This is a genomic window from Micromonospora sp. NPDC023633, assembly GCF_040640035.1.
GTDB lineage: Bacteria > Actinomycetota > Actinomycetes > Mycobacteriales > Micromonosporaceae > Micromonospora.
In genome coordinates, this window is sequence record NZ_JBFABB010000010.1 from 80,060 (window position 1) to 102,401 (window position 22,342).

General features: G+C 75.8%; 2 protein-coding genes. Both read left to right on the forward strand.

All coding sequences use genetic code 11. The features are described 5' to 3' along the window. The first annotated feature begins 16 nt into the window (after positions 1-16). On the forward strand, positions 17-11,230 hold the full coding sequence (locus AB0G13_RS04950) for a type I polyketide synthase (protein WP_357869015.1): 11,214 nt from the start codon (positions 17-19) through the stop codon (positions 11,228-11,230). 43 nt (positions 11,231-11,273) lie between these two features. Beyond that, the coding region (locus AB0G13_RS04955; protein WP_357869018.1) for a type I polyketide synthase at positions 11,274-22,342 on the forward strand (11,069 nt) is incomplete at its 3' end.

The window sequence follows — 22,342 nt, forward strand, 5'->3', positions numbered from 1 at the left end:
GAGAAAGCGAGATGTCATGGCGGACGAAGAGCGGCTGCGCGAGTACCTGACGCGGGTCGTCGCCGAGCTGCAGCAGACCCGCCAACGGCTGCGCGAGGTCACCGCCGAGGAGTCCGAGCCGGTGGCGATCGTGGCGATGAGCTGCCGCTACCCGGGCGGCATCGCTTCGCCGGAGGACCTGTGGTCGTTCGTCTCGGCCGGCGGGGACGCCATCGGCGAGTTCCCCACCGACCGGGGCTGGGACCTCGACCGGCTGCATCACCCCGACCCCGACAACCCCGGCACCTCGTACACCGCGTCCGGCGGGTTCCTGTACGACGCCGGGCAGTTCGACGCCGCGCTGTTCGGCATCTCTCCGCGCGAGGCAATGGCCATGGACCCGCAGCAGCGGCTGCTGCTGGAGGTCACCTGGGAGCTGTTCGAGCGCGCCGGCATCGCCCCGCTGTCGCTGCGCGGCAGCCGCTCCGGCGTCTTCGTCGGCACTTCCGGTCAGGACTACGCGGCCGTGCTGCACCGCGCGGCCGGCGTCGAGGGATACATCCTCACCGGCACCGCCGCCAGCGTCGTCTCCGGCCGACTCGCCTACACCTTCGGGCTGGAGGGGCCCACCGTCACCGTGGACACCGCCTGCTCGTCGTCCTCGGTCGCCGTCCACCTCGCCTGTCAGGCGTTGCGTCAGCGTGAGTGCGGCCTCGCCCTCGCCGGCGGGGCCACCGTGCTGGCCACCCCCGGCCCGTTCGTCGAGTTCTCCCGGCAGCGCGGCCTCGCCGCCGACGGCCGCTGCAAGTCGTTCGCCGCCACCGCCGACGGCACCGGCTGGTCCGAGGGCGTCGGCATGCTGCTGCTGGAACGCCTCAGCGACGCCCGCCGCAACGGCCATCCCGTCCTCGGGGTCATCCGCAGCTCCGCCGTCAACCAGGACGGCGCCTCCAACGGGCTGACCGCCCCCAACGGCCCCGCCCAGCAGCGGGTCATCCGGCAGGCCCTGGCCGGCGCGAAGCTCACCCCTGACCTCGTGGACGTGGTCGAGGCACACGGCACCGGCACCACCCTCGGCGACCCCATCGAAGCGCAGGCGCTACTTGCCACCTACGGGCAGGACCGGGGCGACGCGGAGCCGCTGCTGCTCGGGTCGATCAAGTCCAACATCGGCCACACCCAGGCCGCCGCCGGCATCGCCGGCATCATCAAGATGGTCATGGCGATGCGGCACGGCTCGGTTCCCGGCACCCTGCACGTGGACGAGCCCACCCCACACGTCGACTGGGCGGCCGGAGCGGTCCGGCTGGTGACCGAGCCGACCCCGTGGCCCGCCGTCGACCGGCCCCGCCGCGCCGCTGTCTCCTCGTTCGGCATGAGCGGCACCAACACCCACCTCATCCTCGAACAGCACGACCCGGCCCCCGCCGAGGCCGACCGGCCGGAACCCTCCGTACCGGCGCCGGTGCTGCTCACCGGCCGTACCCGCGCCGCGCTGCGCCGGCAGGCCGAACGCTGGCATGGACGTGTCGCCGCCGACGGTGCGCTGCATCCCGCTGACGTCGCCTGGACCTCCGCGGTGTCCCGGTCGCCACTCGAACACCGCGCTGTCGTCCTCGCCGACGACCGGGACACCTTGCTGGCCGCCCTCACCGCTCTCGCCGACGACCGGCCCACCCCCGGCCTGGTCACCGGTGCCGCCGCCGACCGTGGGGCTGTCGCGTTCCTGTACTCCGGGCAGGGCGCCCAGCGCGCCGGCATGGGCCGGGAACTCGCCGCGGCGTACCCCGTCTTCGCACAGGCCCTCGACGAGGTCTGCGGGCACCTCGACCACCGGCTGCCGAAGCCGCTGCGGACGGTGCTGTTCGCCGAGGCGGGCACCGACGACGCGGCGCTGCTGGACCAGACCGTCTTCACCCAGGCCGGCCTGTTCGCCGTCGAGGTCGCTCTGCACCGGCTGCTCGGCTCCTGGGGGATCACGCCCGACCTCGTCGCCGGGCACTCCATCGGCGAGATCACCGCCGCCCACGTCGCCGGTGTGCTCACCCTCGACGACGCGTGCGCCCTGGTCGCCGCCCGGGGCCGGCTCATGCAGGCCCTCCCCGCCGGTGGGGCCATGCTCGCCGTCGCCGCCAGCGAGGACGACGTGGCCGAGTCTCTCACCGGGCTGACCGACCGGGTCGCCGTCGCCGCCGTCAACGGACCCGCCTCCGTCGTCGTCTCCGGCGATGGAGCCACCATCGGCGAGTTGACCGAGCTGTGGGCCGGCCGCGGGGTGAAGGTTCGCCGGCTGCGAGTCAGCCACGCCTTCCACAGCCCGCTCATGGAGCCCATGCTCGCCGAGTTCGCCGCCGTCGCCGCCGGCCTCGACCTGCGCGCCCCCACCCTGCCCGTGGTGTCCAACCTGACCGGTGAGCTGGCGGACCCCGCCGAGATCCGCACCCCCGGCTACTGGGTGCGGCACGTCCGGGAAGCCGTCCGCTTCGCCGACGGCGTACGCACCCTGCGCGCCCACGGGGCCGGCACGTTCGTCGAGGTGGGTCCGGACGCCGTCCTCGCCGCCACGACCGAGGAGACCCTCGCCACCGTCGAGACCGCCCCCGACGTCGCCCCCGCCGTGGTGGTGCCGGTGCTACGCCGGGACCGCCCCGAACGCCGCACGCTGCTCACCGCGCTCGCCCACCTGCACGTCGCCGGCACCGCCGTACGGTGGACGGAGCTCTGCGCCGACCGGCCCGGCCGCCTCGTCGACCTGCCCACGTACCCGTTCGAGCGGCAGCACTACTGGGTGCCCGCTGAGGCTCCCGTCGACGCCGCCACCACCGCAGGGGCCAGCCTGCTCGACGGGCGGTTCTGGGAGGCCGTCGAACGCGGCGACCTCGACGCGCTGCGCGAGACCCTCGCCGTCGACGACGGGGCCACAAGCGACTCGCTGCGCACCCTGCTGCCCGTCCTCGCCGGTTGGCGGCGGCAGCGGCAGGAACACTCCGTGCTCGACGGCTGGCGGTACCGGGCCGACTGGCAGGTCACCGCCGAACCCGCGCCCGGCGGCCTCGCCGGCCTGTGGCTGCTCGCCGTCCCCGCCGGCCTCGACGGCGACGATCCGGCCGTGCGGGCCGTCCACGCCGCTCTCGCCGGCGCCGGCGCCGACGTGGTGCCGCTGCCCGTCGATTCCGAACCGGACCGGGCCGGCCTCGCCGCCACCCTCGCCGGGACGAACTCCGACCTCGCCGGCGTCGTCTCCCTGCTCGCCTGGGAACCGCCGGCCCCCGACGTCGCCGTCCTGCCTGGCCTCGCCGCCACCCTCGCCCTCGCGCAGGCCCTCGGCGACGCCGGGACCGGCGCCCCGCTGTGGCTGGTCACCCGGGGCGCGGTCACCGCCGCCTCCTACGACCGGCTCGCCGACCCTGCGCAGGCCGCGCTCTGGGGCCTCGGCCGTGTCGTCAGCGTCGAGGCCCCGCATCGCTGGGGCGGCCTCGTCGACCTGCCGACCCACCTCGACGCCCGCGCCGCCGCCCGACTCGCCGCCGTCCTCGCCGACTCCGCCGGCGAGGACCAGCTCGCGGTACGCGGCTCCGGCGTCTTCGCCCGCCGCCTCGTCCGCGCGGGACTCGCCGACCGCCCCCCGGTACGCCCTTTCACGCCCACCGGCACCGCCCTCGTCACCGGCGGCACCGGCGGCCTCGGCGCCCGCGCCGCCCGCTGGCTCGCCGCAGCCGGAGCCGAACACGTCGTGCTGGTCAGCCGGCGTGGCCCCGCCGCCCCCGGCGCCGCCGAACTGGAGGCCGAACTGACCGGCCTCGGCGCCCGGGTCACCGTCGCCGCCTGCGACGTCGGCGACCGCGACGCCCTCGCCGCCCTGCTCGACCGGGTCGAGGCCGACGGCCCGCCGGTGCGCGTCGTCGTGCACACCGCCGGCACCGCCCAGACCACCCCGCTCATGGCGGTCACCCCCGCCGAGTTGGCCGAGGTGACCGCCGGCAAGACCGCTGGCGCGACCCACCTGCACGACGTGCTCGCCGACCGGGAACTGGACGCCTTCGTCGTCTACTCGTCCATCGCCGCGACCTGGGGCAGCGCCGGCCAGGCCGGATACGCCGCCGGCAACGCCTACCTGGATGCGCTCGTTGAGCGGCGCCGCGCCGACGGCCTGGCTGGCACCGCCATCGCCTGGGGTCCCTGGGCCGACGGTGGCATGACGGGGCAGGAGTCCGAGCAGAAGCTGCACCGTCGCGGCATCCCCGCGATGGATCCCGCCGTCGCCATGAGCGCGTTGCGGCAGGCCCTCGACCACGACGACGTGACCGTCACCGTCGCCGACGTCGACTGGACCCGGTTCGCCCCCGCGTACGCCTCCGCCCGGCAACGACCGCTGCTCGAGGGCGTACCCGAGGCGAAGGCCGCCCTCGACGGCGGCGCGCCCGTCGACGACGGCGACGACGGCCCGGCGGCGACCCTGCGCCGACGCCTCGTCGGGCTGACCCCGGCCCGGCGGGAGGAGGCCGTCGCTGACCTGGTCCGGGAACTCGCCGCCGACGTGCTCGGCCACGACGGCGGGGCCGCGGCCGTCCCGGCGACCACCGCGTTCCGTGACCTCGGCTTCGACTCGCTGACCGCGGTGGAGCTGCGCAACCGGCTTGCCGCCGCCACCGGGCAGGCGCTGCCCACCACCCTGGTCTTCGACCACCCCACCCCGGTCGTGCTGGCCCGGTTCCTGCTCGTCGGGCTCTTCGGCGCCGACGCCGGCCCGACCCCCGTCGCCGCCCCGACCGCCGTCGACGACGACGAGCCGGTGGCCATCGTCGCCATGGCCTGCCGCTACCCCGGGGGCGTCGACGACCCCGAGCGGCTGTGGCGCCTCGTCGCCGACGGCGTCGACGCCATCGGCGACTTCCCGACCGACCGGGGCTGGGACCTCGACCGGCTCTACGACCCCGACCCGGCCAACCCCGGCACCACGTACGCCGACAAGGGCGGCTTCCTGTACGGGGCGGGGGAGTTCGACCCGGGCTTCTTCGGGATCTCGCCGCGTGAGGCGGCGGCGATGGATCCGCAGCAGCGGCTGCTGTTGGAGGTTTCGTGGGAGGCCGTCGAGCGGGCAGGGGTTGAGCCTGGGGTCCTACGGGGTTCGCGAACAGGGGTGTTCGTGGGCACGAATGGTCAGGACTATGGGGCCCTGCTCATGGCTGCGGGGGAGCAGGCCGAAGGGTTCGGGGCCACGGGGAACGCCGCGAGTGTGGTGTCGGGTCGGGTGGCGTACGCGTTGGGGTTGGAGGGGCCGGCGGTGTCGGTGGACACGGCGTGTTCGTCGTCGTTGGTGGCGTTGCACCTGGCGGTGCAGTCGCTGCGGCGCGGCGAGTGCGACCTCGCCCTCGCCGGCGGCGTCACGGTGATGGCCACCCCCGGCACCTTCCTCGAGTTCTCGCGGCAGCGGGGCCTGGCCGCCGACGGCCGGTGCAAGGCGTTCGCGGCGGCTGCGGACGGTACGGGTTGGGGCGAGGGCGTCGGCATGCTGCTGGTGGAGCGGCTGTCGGACGCCCGGCGCAACGGTCACGAGGTGTTGGCGATCGTGCGGGGGAGCGCGGTCAACCAGGACGGCGCGTCGAACGGCCTGACGGCGCCGAACGGTCCGTCGCAGCAGCGGGTGATCCGGCAGGCGCTGGCGTCGGCGCGGTTGTCCGCCGTCGACGTGGACGTGGTGGAGGCGCACGGCACGGGCACGACGCTGGGCGACCCGATCGAGGCGCAGGCCCTGCTCGCCACGTACGGGCAGGACCGCGACGGCCACGAGCCGCTGCTGCTCGGCTCGATCAAGTCGAACATCGGTCACACGCAGGCCGCCTCGGGCGTGGCGGGTGTGATCAAGATGGTGCTGGCGATGCGGGAGGGCGTGGTCCCGGCGACGCTGCACGTGGACGAGCCGTCCCCGCACATCGACTGGTCCGCCGGCTCCGTGCGGTTGGCGATGGAGTCGCGGCCGTGGCCGGCGGTGGACCGCCCCCGCCGGGCGGCGGTGTCGTCGTTCGGCATGTCCGGCACGAACGCGCACGTCATCATCGAGCTGGCCGAGGATCTGCCCGCCGAGAGCACGGCGCCCGACGCCGGCGCGGGCCGCGGTCCGGGCCTGGTCGCCTCCGATGTCGTGGTGTGGCCGGTGTCGGCGCGGTCGAAGGCCGCCCTGGCCGGTCAGGCGGCGCGGCTGGCGGAGTACGTGCGCGAGCGCGGTGACGTGGATCCGGCGGTGGTGGGCTGGTCCCTGGCCACGACCCGGTCGACGTTCGACCAGCGGGCCACGGTCGTCGGCGCCACCGTCGAAGAACTGGTGGCGGGCCTGGACGCCCTGGCGGCCGGTTCGCCGGCGGGGAACCTGGTTACGGGCGCGGTCTCCTCCGGGCTCGGTGCGGGTGCGGTGTTCGTGTTCCCGGGTCAGGGTGCGCAGTCGGCGCGGATGGCGGCCGGTCTGGTGGGCCGTACGCCGGTGTTCGATGCGCGGCTGGCGGAGTGCCAGCGGGCCCTCGCTCCCTACCTCGATGTCGACCTGGTGTCCGTGTTGACCAGCGACGACGAGTCGTGGTTGGAGCGGGTGGAGGTGGTGCAGCCGGTCCTGTGGGCCGTGGGCATCGCCCTGGCCGCCGTCTGGCAGCACGTGGGGGTGACCCCGGCGGCGGTGGTCGGTCACTCGCAGGGTGAGATCGGTGCCGCGTGTGTGGCCGGGATCCTGTCCCTGGAGGATGCGGCGAAGGCGGTTGCTTTGCGGTCGCGGGCGCTGACGGTGCTGCGGGGCACGGGGACGATGGCGTCGGTGGACCTGTCCGCCGACGCGGTGACGGAGTGGCTGGCCGCGTTCCCGGGTGTCGGGGTGGCGGCCGTGAACGGCCCGTCCACGGTGGTGGTGTCGGGTCCGCCGCAGCCGGTCGCGGATCTGGTCGAGGCGTGTCAGGCCGACGGCGTCCGGGCCCGCCTGATCCCGGTGGACTACGCGTCGCACTCGGTCGCGGTGCAGGAGGTCGCGGAGCAGTTGCGCGCCGACCTGGCCGGCATCGCCCCGCGGCAGGGTCACATCCGCCTGGTGTCGACGTTGACGGGTGGTTGGGTGGATCCGGCGTCGATGACGGCGGACTACTGGTACGACAACCTGCGGCAGACGGTCCAGTTCGACGCCGCCGTGCGGGTCGCGGTCGAGGCGGGTCACACAACGTTCGTGGAGATCAGCCCGCATCCGGTGCTGACGATGCCGGTGACGGCGATCCTGGACGACGCCGGCGTCACCGGTCACACGCTGGGTAGCCTGCGCCGCGGCGACGACGACGCGACCCGGCTGCTGACCAACCTGGCCACCGCGCACGCGATCGGCCTGCCCGTCGACCTCACGGCCGTTCTCGCCGAGACGGACCTGATGGTGCTGCCCACCTACGCCTTCGACCACCAGCGCTACTGGCTGGAGGCGCCCGCGCACCGGGTGCGGGACGTCGGTTCCGCCGGCCTCCAGGACGCCGACCACCCGCTGCTCAGCGCGGCCGTACCGGTCGCCGACGACCAGACGGTGGTGCTGACCGGGCGGCTGTCGGTGCGTACCCACCCGTGGCTGGCCGACCACGCCGTCGGCGGGGCGGTGATCGTCCCGGGCACCGGCCTCGTCGACATGGTGGTCCGGGCCGGCGACGAGGTCGACGCGGGCCAGGTGGGCGACCTGACCCTGATCAACCCGCTGGTGCTCGCGCCGGCCGGTGCGGTGCAGGTGCAGGTGCGCGTGGGCCCGCCCGGCGACACCGGCGAGCGGACCGTCACCGTGCACTCCCGCCCCGAGGAGAACGCCGACGCCGAGTGGACCCGGCACGCCGAGGGCCTGCTGCTGCCGCACCTGCCCGCCCCGACGGTCGTACCGGGGCAGTGGCCGCCGGCCGACGCCGTCGAGGTCGACGCCGACCTGGACGCCTGGTACGCGGAGATGGCCGGGGGTGGCCTCGGCTACGGCCCCGCGTTCCGCGGCCTGCGGCGGGTGTGGCGCGGCGACGACGAGGTCTACGCCGAGGTGGCACTCCCCGAGGAGGCGACCGCCGACGCGGCCCGGTTCGGGCTGCACCCGGCCCTGTTCGACGCGGCCCTCCAGGCCAGCGGGATCACCGCTCTGCTCGGCGACCCGACGGACACCTCCGGTGCGGGCTGGATGCCGTTCGCTTTCCGCTCGGTCGCCCTGCACGCCCACGGTGCCACGCGGCTGCGGGTACGGCTGCGGTCGCTCGGCCCGGACACGGTCGCGGTCACGCTCGCCGACACCGCCGGCCAGCCGGTCGCCACCGTCGGGTCGCTGACCTTCCGCCCGGTCGCCGCGGGGCGGGCCGACGAGACCGCCGCCCTGCGCCGCACCTCGGTGTTCCACCTCGACTGGACGCCGCTGCCGCGCACCGACGCGGTGTCGGGGGACGCCCGCTGGGCGCTGCTCGGCGACGACACCGCCGGCCTCTCCGGGGCGCTCACCGCCGCCGGGCACCCGACGCGGGTCCACGCCGACCTGACGGCGCTGGTCGCGGCGATCGAGGAGTCCGGGGACGTACCCGATGTGGTGCTGGACCTGCGCTCCGGCGCGGAGCCGGACCCGGAGCGGGTCGGCGCGGCCGCGCACGACGCGGCCCGCGCCGGGCTGGCGCTGGTGCAGGGATGGCTGGGCGAGCCCCGGCTGGAGCAGTCCCGGCTGGTCCTGCACACCCGGGGCGCGGTCGGCGCCGCTCCCGGCGAGGCCCCCCGCGACCTGGCCCGGGCGAGCCTGTGGGGGCTGGTGCGCTCCGCGCAGTCCGAGCACCCCGGCCGGTTCACGCTGCTCGACACCGACGACGCCGCCGCCTCCCTGGCGGCCGTCCCGGCGGCCGTCGCCTCCGGCGAGCCGCAGCTCGCGGTTCGCGACGGCGCGTTGCTGGTGCCCCGGCTGGCCCGGGCGCGCGACGCCGGAGTGCTGTCGCCGCCCGCCGACGAGGTGCCGTGGCGCCTCGACGTCACCGAGCAGGGCACGCTGGAGAACCTGGCCCTGCTGCCCACCCCCGAGGTGACCGGGGACCTGCCGGCGGGGCACGTCCTGGTCGGGATGCGCGCCTCCGGGCTGAACTTCCGGGACGTGGTGCTCGCCCTCGGCATGGTCCCCGACCAGGAGGTGCTGGGCAACGAGGGCGCCGGCGTGGTGCTCGGCGTGGGATCGGGGGTCACCGACCTCGCCCCCGGCGACCGGGTGATGGGCATCTTCTCCGGCTCGTTCTCCTCGGCCGCGGTCACCGACCGCCGGCTGCTCACCCGCATCCCCGACGGCTGGTCGTACACCGACGCCGCCGCCGTGCCCGTGGTCTTCCTGACCGCCTGGTACGGCCTGGTGGAGCTGGCCCGGCTGCGCGCCGGGGAGTCCGCGCTCGTCCACGCGGCGGCCGGCGGCGTCGGCATGGCCGCCGTGCAGATCGCCCGCCACCTCGGCGCGGAGGTCTACGGCACGGCCAGCCCCGGCAAGTGGCCGGCGCTGCGCGCCACCGGCTTCGACGACGCGCACCTCGCCTCCTCGCGCAGCCTCGACTTCGTCGAGGAGTTCTCCCACCGCACCGGCGGGCGGGGCGTCGACGTGGTGCTCAACGCGCTCAGCGGCGAGTTCGTGGACGCGTCGCTGGGACTGCTCGCCGACGGCGGCCGGTTCGTCGAGATGGGCAAGACCGACAAGCGGGACCCGCGGCGCGTCGCCGCCGAGCACCCGGGTGTCAGCTACCAGGTCTTCGACCTCATCGAGGCCGGCCAGGACAAGATCGCGGCGATGCTGGGCGAGCTGATGGCGCTCTTCGCCAGCGGGGCGCTGCGGCCGCTGCCCCGGCGTACGTGGGACGTCCGGCGCGCCCCCGAGGCGTTCCGCTTCCTCAGCCAGGCCCGGCACGTCGGCAAGCTCGCCCTGAGCATCCCGCAGGTGCCCCGCCTCGACGGCACGGTCCTGGTCTCCGGGGCGACCGGCACCCTCGGCGCGCTGCTCTGCCGGCACCTCGTCACCGCGCACGACGCCCGGCAGCTGCTCCTGGTCAGCCGGCGCGGCCCGGACGCCGAGGGCGCCGACGAGCTGCTCGCCGACCTCAAGGCGCTCGGCGCGGACGTGTCGATCGTCGCCGCCGACCTGGCCGACCCGGACGCCGTGGCGGACGTGCTGTCCATGGTGGACCGGCGGCGTCCGCTGCGCGCGGTCGTGCACGCCGCCGGCGTCCTCGACGACGCCACCGTCGAGTCGCTCACCCCGGACCGCCTCGACGCGGTGCTGCGGCCCAAGGTCGACGTGGCCTGGAACCTGCACCGGGCCACCCTCGGGCACGAGCTGACGGCGTTCGTGCTCTTCTCCGCCGCCGCCGGCGTGTTCGGCGGCCCCGGCCAGGGTAACTACGCCGCCGGCAACGCCTTCCTCGACGCCCTCGCCGAGCACCGGCGGGCCCTCGGCCTGCCGGCGGTCTCGCTGGCCTGGGGCCGCTGGGCTCAGGCCAGCGGCATGACGGGGCACCTCGACTCGGCCGACATCCGCCGGCTCGACCGGGGCGGCATGGCCGCGCTGTCGAACGACGAGGGCCTCGCCCTGTTCGACGCGGCCTGGCGCTCGGAGCGGGCGACGCTGATGCCCGCCAAGATCATCACTGGGGTGGCCGCGCCCGGGGCGCCGGTCCACCCGCTGCTGGCGAACCTGGTCCGTCCCGCCGGCCGCCGGGCCGCGGCCGGCGAGGCGGCCGACGGGCAGGCGTACGCCGAGACGCTGCGCGGCCTGCCCGACGACAAGCGGGTACGCGCCCTGCGCGACCTGGTGCTGTCGCACGTGGCGGTCGTCCTCGGCCACGGCGACCCGGCCGGCATCGAGCCGACCCGCGCGTTCCGGGAACTCGGCTTCGACTCGCTGACCTCGGTCGAGCTGCGCAACCGGCTCGGCGCGGCCACCGGGCTGCGGCTGCCGGCGACGCTGGTCTTCGACAACCCGACGCCCGCGGCGCTCGCCGCCCACCTGGCCGGACAGTTCGCCCCGGCGACCCCGGCGGGTGACCCGTCGACGGCGGGCCGGGAGCTCGACCGGCTGGAGGCGGCGCTCGTCGGGCTCGACCCGACCGACGACGAGTTCCGTCGGATCACCGACCGGCTGCACGGCCTGCTGGACCGGCTGACCGAGCGGCAGACGGACGCGGACGGCGACGACGACCTGGAGTCGGCCACCGCCGAGAACATCTTCGACCTGATCGACCGCGAGCTGGAGACGTCGTGACCAGCCGCAACGACATCGGCATGCCGAGTGAGGTAGGTCCACGGTGAGCAACGAGGACGAGAAGTACGTCGAGTACCTGAAGCGTACGACCTCGGAGCTGCGGCGTACCCGGCGGCGGCTGCGCGAGCTGGAGACCCGGGACTCCGAGCCCATCGCCATCGTGGCGATGAGCTGCCGCTACCCGGGCGGGGTCGACAGCCCCGAGTCGCTGTGGCAGCTCGTCCGCGACGGCGGTGACGGCATCGGGCCGTTCCCCGCCGACCGGGGCTGGGACCTGGACCGCCTCTTCCACCCCGACCCCGACCACCCGGGCACCAGCTACGTGACCGAGGGCGGCTTCGTCTACGCCGCCGCCGACTTCGACGCCGACCTGTTCGGCATCTCGCCGCGCGAGGCCGTCGCCATGGACCCGCAGCAGCGGCTGCTGCTGGAGACCTCCTGGGAGGCGTTCGAACGGGCCGGGCTGCCGCTGCCGGCGGTCCGGGGCAGCCGCACCGGCGTCTTCGTCGGGGCGTCGTCGCACGGCTACGACGGCATGATGGCGCAGGCCGAGAACGGTGAGGGGCACCTGCTCACCGGCAACGCCACCAGCGTCATCTCCGGCCGCGTCGCGTACACCCTCGGGCTGGAGGGGCCGGCGGTCACCGTCGACACCGCCTGCTCGTCCTCGCTGGTCGCCATCCACCTGGCCGCGCAGGCCCTGCGCAACGGCGACTGCGAGCTGGCGCTGGCCGGCGGCGTGACGGTGATGCCCACCCCGGCGGTCTTCGTCGGCTTCAGCCGGCAGCGCGGCCTCGCCGCCGACGGCCGGTGCAAGGCGTTCGCCGCCGGCGCGGACGGCACCTCCTGGTCCGAGGGCGTCGGCATGCTGCTGCTCACCCGGCTCTCCGACGCGCAGCGGCACGGATACCCGGTGCTCGCCGTGGTGCGGGGCAGCGCGGTGAACCAGGACGGCGCGTCCAACGGGCTCAGCGCCCCGCACGGCCCCTCCCAGGTCCGCGTCATCCGCCAGGCCCTGGCCAACGCCCGGCTCACCCCCGAGCAGGTGGACGTCGTCGAGGCGCACGGCACGGGCACCCGGCTCGGCGACCCGATCGAGGCGCAGGCGCTGCTGGCCACGTACGGGCAGGACCGGGACGACGCCGCGCCGCTGCTGCTCGGGTCGGTCAAGTCGAACATCGGGCACGCCCAGGCCGCCGCCGGGGTCGCCGGTGTGATCAAGATCGTGATGGCGATGCGGCACGGCGTCGTCCCGCCGACCCTGCACGTCGACGAGCCGTCCCCGCACGTCGACTGGACCGCCGGGGCGGTCACCCTCGCCACCGCCGCCACCCCGTGGCCCACGGTGGACCGGCCACGCCGGGCCGCGGTGTCGTCGTTCGGGGTGTCCGGCACCAACGCGCACACCATCATCGAGCAGGCCCCGGTCGAGGCCGAGGCCGAGGCCACCGCGACGGCGCGGCGCCCGGTGGCTCCCGTGCTGCTCTCCGCCCGCTCCGAGGCCGCCCTCGCCGCGCAGGCCGGCCGCTGGGCGGCCCAGCTCGCCACCGACGACACCCTCCGCCCGCTCGACGTGGCCTTCTCGTCGGTCACCTCCCGCTCCACCCTGGACCGCCGCGCCGTGGTCTCCGCGACCGGCCGCGACGACCTGCTCGCCGGGCTGCACGCCCTCGCCGCCGGGGAACCGGCCGGCACCGTGGTCGCCGGCGCCGGGTCGCCGCGCGGTCAGCTCGCGATCCTCTTCTCCGGCCAGGGCGCGCAGCGCGCCGGCATGGGCCGGGAGCTGTACGCGGAGTTCCCCGTCTTCGCCGCCGCACTCGACGAGGTGTGCGGATACCTGGACCGGGCCCTGCCGCGCCCCCTGCGCGAGGTGCTCTTCGCCGCCGAGGGCTCGGCTGAAGCCGAGCTGCTGGGCGAGACGGTGTTCACGCAGGCCGGCCTGTTCGCCGTCGAGGTGGCGCTGTTCCGGCTGGTGGAGTCCTTCGGCATCACCCCCGACCTGGTCGCCGGCCACTCGATCGGCGAGGTCACCGCCGCGTACGTGGCCGGGGTGCTGTCCCTGGAGCACGCCGCCGCGTTGGTGGCGGCGCGGGGCCGACTGATGCAGGCGCTGCCGGCCGGGGGCGGGATGCTGGCCGTCGCGGCCGCCGAGGCCGACGTCCTCACCACGCTGGACGGCCTGGCCGACCGGGCGGGGATCGCGGCCGTGAACGGGCCGTCGGCGGTCGTCGTCTCCGGCGCCGTCGAGGCCCTGGACGAGGTGGAGCGCGTCTGGCGGGAGCGCGGGGTGCGCACCCGCCGGCTGGCGGTCAGCCACGCGTTCCACAGCCCGCTGATGGAGCCGATGCTCGCGAGGTTCCGCGCGGTGCTCGGCAAGCTGACCTTCGCCGCGCCGTCGCTGCCCGTCGTGTCGAACGTGACCGGGGCGCTCGCCGACGCCGACGAGATCCGTACGGTCGACTACTGGGTGCGGCACGTGCGGGAGGCGGTCCGCTTCGCCGACGGGGTCGCCGCGCTGCGGGCCGCCGGGGTCGACACGTTCCTGGAGGTCGGGCCGCAGAGTGTGCTGACCGCGATGGCGGCCGACATCCTGCCGGGCGAGGACGCGGTGCTGAGCGTCGCCGTGCAGCGCAAGGACCGGTCCGAGGCGCAGGGGTTGTTGGCCGGGCTGGCCGAGTTGTACGTGCACGGGGTGGCGGTGGACTGGCAGCCGTGGTTCGCCGACACCGGCGCCCGGCGGGTGGACCTGCCCACGTACGCCTTCCAGCACCAGCGCTACTGGCCCGAGGTCGGCGACACCGCCGGATCGACCGCGCCGACCGATACCGCCGAGGGGGACTTCTGGGCGGCGGTGGAACGCGGCGACCTGACCGAGGTCGCCGCCCACCTGGCCGTGCAGGACGACCCCGCGGCGGTCGAGGCCCTCGCCCCGGCCGTGCCGGTGCTGTCGTCGTGGCGGCGCGCCCGGCAACGCGACGCCGTGGTGGACGGCTGGGCGTACCGGGTCGACTGGGAGCCGGTCCGCCCCGCCGCCGCGCCGGCGCTGACCGGCCGTTGGCTGGTCGTCACCGCCGACGCCGACGACGCCGGGGTGACCGGTGCGCTGGCCGGCGCGGGCGCCCGCGTCGACGCGCTCACCGTCGCCCCGGGCGTCGGCCGCGCGGAGCTGGCCGAGCTGCTGCGCCACCACGGCGACCAGGGCTGGACCGGGGTGCTCTGCGTGCTGCCCGCACCCGATCGGGCGCTGCCGGACGCCCCGGCCGTCTCCACCGGCGCCGCGCTGCTGCTCACCCTCACCCAGGCGCTCGCCGACGCCAACCTGCCCGGCCGGCTCTGGTGCCTCACCCGGGGCGCCGTCCGCGTCGGAGGCGGCGAGACCCTCGCCGACCCGTGGCCCGCCCTGGCCTGGGGCCTGGGCCGGGTCGTCGCCCTCGAACAGCCGGACCGCTGGGGCGGCCTGGTCGACCTGCCCGCCCGCGTCGACCGGAGCGCCGGGGACGCGCTGCTCGCCGTCCTCGCCGACAGCGGCCACGACCAGGTGGCGATCCGCCCGCAGGGGATCCTCGGCCGGCGGCTGGTGCCGGCCGCGCCGCCCGCCGGTTCGGGCTGGCGGCCCGCCGGGACGGTGCTGGTGACCGGCGGTACGGGTGCGTTGGGTCGGCACGTGGCCCGTTGGTTGCTGGCCAACGGGGCGGGCGAGGTGGTGCTCGCCTCGCGGCGGGGTCCGGCGGCGCCGGGCGCGGCGGAGCTGGTGGCCGAGTTGGGTGCGGTGCGGGTGGTGGCGTGCGACGTCACCGACCGGGCGGCGGTCGACGCGCTGGTCGCGGGGTTGCCGGGGCTGACCGCCGTCGTGCACACCGCCGGCGTGGTCGACGACGGCGTGCTCGACGGGCTCGACCTGGCCCGGATGCAGACCGTCCTCGACGGCAAGGTCCGCGCCGCCCGGGTGCTGCACGAGGCCACCGCCGACCGCGACCTCGACGCGTTCGTGCTCTTCTCCTCCCTCGCCGGGGTCATCGGCAGCGCCGGACAGGGCAACTACGCGGCGGCCAACGCGTACCTCGACGCGTTCGCGGCCTGGCGACGCGACCAGGGCCTGCCGGCGACCGCCATCGCCTGGGGCGCCTGGGCCGAGGACGGCATGGCCGCGGCGCTGACCGCCCGGCTCGCCCGGGGCGGGGTCAACGCGCTCCCCGTCGCCGAGGCCGTCACCGCCCTCGGCCGGCTGGTCAACACCGCCGAGCCGGCGGTCACCGTCGCCGACGTCGACTGGGGACGCCTCGCCGCCTCCTGGGGCCGGCCGACGCCGCTGATCGCCGCCCTGCCCGGGGTGCCCGCCGTGCCCACCGGCCCCGTCCGCGCCGTGGTGGTCGGCCGGTCCCTGCCGCAGCTCGCGGACCTCGTGCGCACCCAGGCCGCCGTGGTGCTCGGCTACCCGGCCGGCCAGCCGCTGCCCGACCGCACCTTCCGCGACCTCGGCTTCGACTCGCTCACCGCCGTCGAGCTGCGCAACCGGCTGACCGCCGAGACCGGCATGACCCTGCCCGCCACGCTGGTCTTCGACCACCCCACGGTCGCCGAACTCGCCGCCCACCTGCACGGCCTCACCGCCGGGCACACCACCAGCGAGGTGGTCGCCGACGGCACGGGCCGCGACCGCGAGCCGATCGCCATCGTCGCGATGAGCTGCCGCTTCCCCGGCGGGGTCGCCTCGCCCGAGCAGCTCTGGGACCTCGTCGCCACCGGCACCGACGCGATGAGCCTGATGCCGGGCGAGCGCGGCTGGAACCTCGCCGAGCTGTACCACCCCGACCCCGAGCACCTCGGCACCAGCTACGTCCGGGAGGGCGGCTTCGTCGCCGGGGCCGGCGAGTTCGACCCGGCCTTCTTCGGCATCAGCCCCCGCGAGGCCCTCGCCATGGACCCGCAGCAGCGGCTGCTGCTGGAGGCCACCTGGGAGGCGTTCGAGCGGGCCCGGATCGACCCGACCGCGCTGCGCGGCAGCCGCACCGGCGTGTACGTCGGCACCAACGGCCAGGACTACGGTTCGCTGCTGATGGCCACCGGGGACGTCGACGAGAACTACCTCGCCACCGGCACCTCCGCCAGCGTCATCTCCGGTCGGCTGGCGTACACCTTCGGGCTGCACGGCCCGGCGGTCACCGTCGACACCGCCTGCTCGTCGTCGCTGGTCGCGATGCACCTCGCCGCGCAGGCCCTCCAGGCGGGGGAGTGCGACCTCGCCCTGGCCGGCGGCGCCACCGTGATGGCCACCCCCGGCATCTTCGTCGGCTTCTCCCGCCAGCGCGGCCTCGCCGCCGACGGCCGGTGCAAGCCGTTCGCCGGGGCCGCCGACGGCACCGGCTGGGGCGAGGGCGTCGGCCTGCTGGTGCTCCAGCGCCTCTCCGACGCGCGCCGCGACGGCAACCCGATCCTCGCCGTGCTGCGCGGCAGCGCCGTCAACCAGGACGGCGCCTCCAACGGCCTCACCGCCCCCAACGGCCCCGCCCAGCAGCGGGTGATCCGGCAGGCCCTGGCCAACGCCGGACTCACCGCCGACCAGGTGGACGCCGTCGAGGCGCACGGCACGGGCACCACGCTCGGCGACCCGATCGAGGCGCAGGCGCTCATCGCCACCTACGGCCAGGACCGTCCCGCCGACCGGCCGTTGTGGCTGGGCTCGATCAAGTCGAACATCGGGCACACCCAGGCCGCCGCCGGGGTGGCCGGGGTGATGAAGATGGTGCTCGCGATGCGGCACGGGGTGCTGCCGCCCACCCTGCACGTGGACGAGCCCACCCCGCACGTCGACTGGAGCGCCGGCAGCGTCGAGCTGCTCACCTCGGCCCGGCCGTGGGAGCCGGCCGACGGCGTACGCCGCGCCGCCGTGTCCTCGTTCGGGATCAGCGGCACCAACGTGCACACCATCCTCGAACAGGCCCCCGCCGACGGGCCCGAGCCCGAGTTTGAGCCGGCGGCCGGCGGGCCGACCGGGGAGCTGCCCTGGGTGCTCTCCGGACGCACCGTCGACGCCCTCACCGCCCGCACCAGGGACCTGCTCGACCACCTCGAGACGGTCGACGACGACGTTCTCGCCGACGTCAGCTGGTCGCTGGCCGCCACCCGCGCGTCCCACGACCACCGGGCCGTCGTCTTCGCCGCCGACCGGGACGAGCTGGCGGCGGCCCTCGACGCGCTCGCCGCCGGCCGACCCACCCCGCAGACCGTCACCCGCGTCCCGGGCACCCCGGGCGAGGTCGCCTTCGTCTTCCCCGGCCAGGGATCCCAGTGGGTCGGCATGGCCGCGGAACTCCTCGACACCGCCCCGGTCTTCGCGGAGAAGTTCGCCGCCTGCGCCGAGGCGCTGCGCCCGTACGTCGACTGGTCGCCGACCGACGTGGTGCGCGGCGCGCCGCACGCCCCGTCGCTGGAGCGGGTCGACGTCGTCCAGCCCACCCTGTTCGCGGTCAGCGTCTCGCTCGCCGCGCTCTGGGAGTCGTACGGGGTGCGCCCCTCCGCCGTCGTCGGCCACTCGCAGGGCGAGATCGCCGCCGCGTACGTCGCCGGGGGCCTCACCCTGGACGACGCGGCGGCCGTGGTCGCGCTGCGCAGCCGGATCATCGCCGGCATCGCCGGGGACGGCGGCATGGTCTCCGTCGCCACCACCGCCGACGAGGCCACGCAGACGATCGCCCGCTGGGCCGGCCGGATCGCCCTGGCCGCCGTCAACGGACCGACCTCGGTCGTGGTCTCCGGCGACAGCGCCGCCCTCGACGAGCTGGTCGCCCACTACGAGGCCCGCGAGGTGCGGGTGCGCCGCGTCCCGGTGGACTACGCCTCCCACTCCGCCCACGTCGAGCAGCTGCGCGACCAGCTCCTGGAACTGCTCGCCGGGCTGCGGCCCCGCACCGGCGAGGTCCGGTTCCGGTCCACCGTGGAGGGGGACTGGCTCGACACCGCCGCCCTCGACGCCGACTACTGGTACCGCAACCTGCGGCAGACCGTCCGCTTCGACGACGCGGTGCGCAGCCTCGTCGCCGCCGGCTACCAGACCTTCGTCGAGGTCAGCGCCCACCCGGTGCTGACCATGGCCGTGCAGGAGAGCGTCGAGCTGGCCGCCGCCGACCCGGACGCGGTCACCGTCACCGGCAGCCTCCGCCGTGGCGAGGGTGGCCTCGGCCGCTTCCTCCGCGCCCTCGCCGAGGTCTGGACCGGGGGTACGCCGGTGGACTGGCGGCCCGCGTTCACCGGCCTCGCCGGACGCCGCCGCGACCTGCCCACGTACCCCTTCCAGCGGCAGCTCTACTGGCCGCAGCCGTCCGCCACTCCCGCCCCGGCCGCCGGCGTCGCCGGACCCGTGGCGGACGACGAGGTCGACGCCCGGTTCTGGGCGGCCGTCGAGGCGGAGGACCTGGCCGCGCTCACCGCCGAACTCGCCGGCACGACCGAGTCGGAGCCCGTGCCGGACGCGGCGTTCGCCGACGTGCTGCCGGTCCTCGCCGCCTGGCGCCGCCGACACCGCGACCAGGCCACCGTGGACTCCTGGCGGTACCGGGACAGCTGGACGCCGATCGCCGGCGACAGCTCCGGTGAGCCCGCCGTCACCGGCACCTGGTGGCTGGTCACCGGCCCCGACGACACCGGCGCGGCCGAGGCCGCCTTCTGCGCCGAGGCGTTGCGGCGGCACGGCGGCACCGTCGTACCGCTGGTGCTGGACGCCGACCGCACGGACCGCGAGGCGCTCGCCGCCCGGCTGCGCGACCTCGCCGAAGGCGGCGCGCCCGCCGGGATCGTGTCGCTGCTGCCGCTCGACGAGACGCCCGCCCCGGCGCACCCGTCGGTGCCGGTCGGCTTCGCCGGCACCGTGACCCTCGTGCAGGCGCTCGGCGACGCCGGCGTGCGCGCACCGCTGTGGTGCCTCACCCGGGGCGCCGTCGCCACCGGCCCGGCCGATCCGCTGCCGCACCCGCTCCAGCAGCTCACCTGGGGCTTCGGCCGGGTCGCCGCACTCGAGCACCCGGACCGCTGGGGCGGCCTCGTCGACCTTCCCGACGAGCTCGACGAGGCGGCCGGCCGCCGGCTGGTCCGCGTCCTCGCCGGCACCGACGGGGAGGACCAGGTCGCGCTGCGGTGGGCCGGCGCGTTCGGCCGGCGGCTGCTGCACGCCCCGCTCGGCGACGCCCCGGCCCCGCGCGCCTGGCGGCCCTCCGGCACCGCCCTGGTCACCGGCGGCACCGGCGCGCTCGGCGGACACATGGCCCGCTGGCTCGCCGCCAACGGCGCCGCGCACCTGGTGCTGGTCAGCCGGCGCGGCCGGCAGGCCGAGGGCATCGCCGACCTCGAGGCCGAGCTGGTCGGACTGGGCGCCCGGGTGACCGTCGCCGCCTGCGACGCGGCCGACCGGTCGGCGCTCGCCGCCGTCCTCGCCGACCTGCCGCCCGAGCACCCGCTGACCACCGTCGTGCACACCGCCGCCGTCCTCGACGACTCGGTGATCAACTCGTTGACCCTCGACCAGGTCGACTACGCGCTCAGCGCGAAGGTCACCGCGGCCCTGAACCTGCACGAGCTGACCCGCGAGCTGGACCTCGACGCGTTCATCCTGTTCTCCTCGATGGCCGGCACCGTCGGCAGCTCCGGCGTGGGCAACTACGCCCCCGGCAACGCGTTCCTCAACGCCCTCGCCGAGCACCGGCGGGCCCTCGGCCTGCCCGCCACCTCGATCGGCTGGGGCGCCTGGGGAGGCGGCGGCATGGCCGACGGCGAGTTCGGCCAGATGCTGCACCGCCACGGCGCGCCCGAGATGCCCCCGCGGCTCGCCGTCGCGGCCCTGCACCAGGCCGTCGAGCACGACGAGACGTTCCTGACCATCTCGAACATCGCCTGGGACCGGTTCTTCGTCGCCTTCACCGCCACCCGACCCGGCCCGCTGATCTCGGAGATCCCCGAGGCGCAGCGGTTGCAGGCCACCAAGGGCCTGGCCGAGACGAAGCAGACCGACGAGGCCGGCCCGGCCGGCGCGTTCACTCGGATGAGCGCCGCCGAGCGCCAGCAGGCGCTGCTCGACCTGGTCCGCGACCAGGCGGCCACGGTCCTCAAGTACGCCGACGGCCAGGCCGTCGACCCGCACCACGCGTTCCGCGACCTCGGATTCGACTCGGTGACGGCGGTGGAGCTGCGCAACCGGCTCGCCACCGCCACCTCGCTGCGGCTGCCGGTGACCCTGGTCTTCGACTACCCGTCGCCGACCGCGCTCGCCCGGCACCTGCACGAGGAGCTCGGCGGGGAGGCCGCCGTGGCGGCGGAGACCGCCCCGGTGACGCTCGGCGACGACGAGCCGGTGGCCATCGTCGCCATGTCCTGCCGCTTCCCCGGCGGGGCGAACGACCCCGAGCGGTTCTGGCAGATGCTGCACGCCGGCCGCGACGCCGTGTCCGACCTACCCGGCGATCGGGGTTGGGACGTCGAGCGGCTCTACGACCCCGACCCCTATTCCACCGGCACCTCCTACGTCCGCAGCGGCGCCTTCCTCTACGAGGCAGCGGAGTTTGATGCCGGTTTCTTCGGGATTTCGCCCCGCGAGGCGTTGGCCATGGATCCACAGCAGCGGTTGTTGCTGGAGGTTTCGTGGGAGGCGATCGAGCGGGCAGGGGTTGAGCCTGGGGTCTTGCGGGGTTCGCGAACAGGGGTGTTCGTGGGCACCAATGGTCAGGACTATGGGGCCCTGCTGATGGTGGCGGGGGACGAGGTGGAGGGCTTCGCGGGGACGGGCAACGCCGCGAGTGTGGTGTCGGGTCGGGTGGCGTACGCGTTGGGGTTGGAGGGGCCGGCGGTGTCGGTGGACACGGCGTGTTCGTCGTCGTTGGTGGCGTTGCACCTCGCGGTGCAGTCGCTGCGGCGCGGCGAGTGCGACCTCGCCCTCGCCGGGGGCGTGACCGTGATGTCGACGCCCGGGCTGTTCGTGGAGTTCTCGCGGCAGCGGGGCCTGGCCGCCGACGGCCGGTGCAAGGCGTTCGCGGCCGGTGCGGACGGCACCGGTTGGGGCGAGGGCGTCGGCATGCTGCTGGTGGAGCGGCTGTCGGACGCCCGGCGCAACGGCCACGAGGTGTTGGCGATCGTGCGGGGGAGCGCAGTCAACCAGGACGGCGCCTCCAACGGGCTGACCGCCCCGAACGGTCCGTCGCAGCAGCGGGTGATCCGGCAGGCGCTGGCGTCGGCGCGGTTGTCCACCGCCGACGTGGACGTGGTGGAGGCGCACGGCACGGGCACGACGCTGGGCGACCCGATCGAGGCGCAGGCCCTGCTGGCGACGTACGGGCAGGAGCGCGACGAGCCGCTGTTGCTGGGCTCGGTGAAGTCGAACATCGGCCACACCCAGGCCGCCGCCGGCGTCGCCGGCGTGATCAAGATGGTGCTGGCGATGCGGGAGGGCGTGGTCCCGGCGACGTTGCACGTGGACGAGCCGTCCCCGCACATCGACTGGACCTCCGGCGCGGTCGAGCTGGCGACGGAGTCGCGGCCGTGGCCGGCGGTGGAGCGGCCGCGTCGGGCGGCGGTGTCGTCGTTCGGCATCTCCGGCACCAACGCCCACGTCATCATCGAGCTGCCCGAGGACCTGCCCGCCGAGAGCGCGGATCCCGACGCCGAGACCGGCGCGGGCCGGGGCCCGGGCCTGGTGGCCGCCGACGTCGTCGTCTGGTCGGTGTCCGCGCGCTCGAAGGCCGGCCTGGCCGGTCAGGCCGCCCGCCTGGCCCGGCACGTCCGCGAGCGCGGCGAGGTCGATCCGGCGACGGTGGGCTGGTCCCTGGCGACGACCCGGTCGGTGTTCGACCAGCGGGCCGCCGTGGTCGGGGCCGGCGTGGCGGACCTGCTGGCCGGGCTGGACGCCCTGTCCGCCGGCATGCCGGCGGGGAACCTCGTCACGGGCACGGTCTCCGGGACCGGTGCGGGTGCGGTGTTCGTGTTCCCGGGGCAGGGTGCGCAGTCGGCGCGGATGGCCGCCGGCCTGGTGGGTCGTACGCCGGTGTTCGACGCGCGGTTGGCCGAGTGCCAGCGGGCTCTCGCGCCGTATCTGGACGTGGACCTCGTGTCGGTGCTGACGGGCGAGGACGA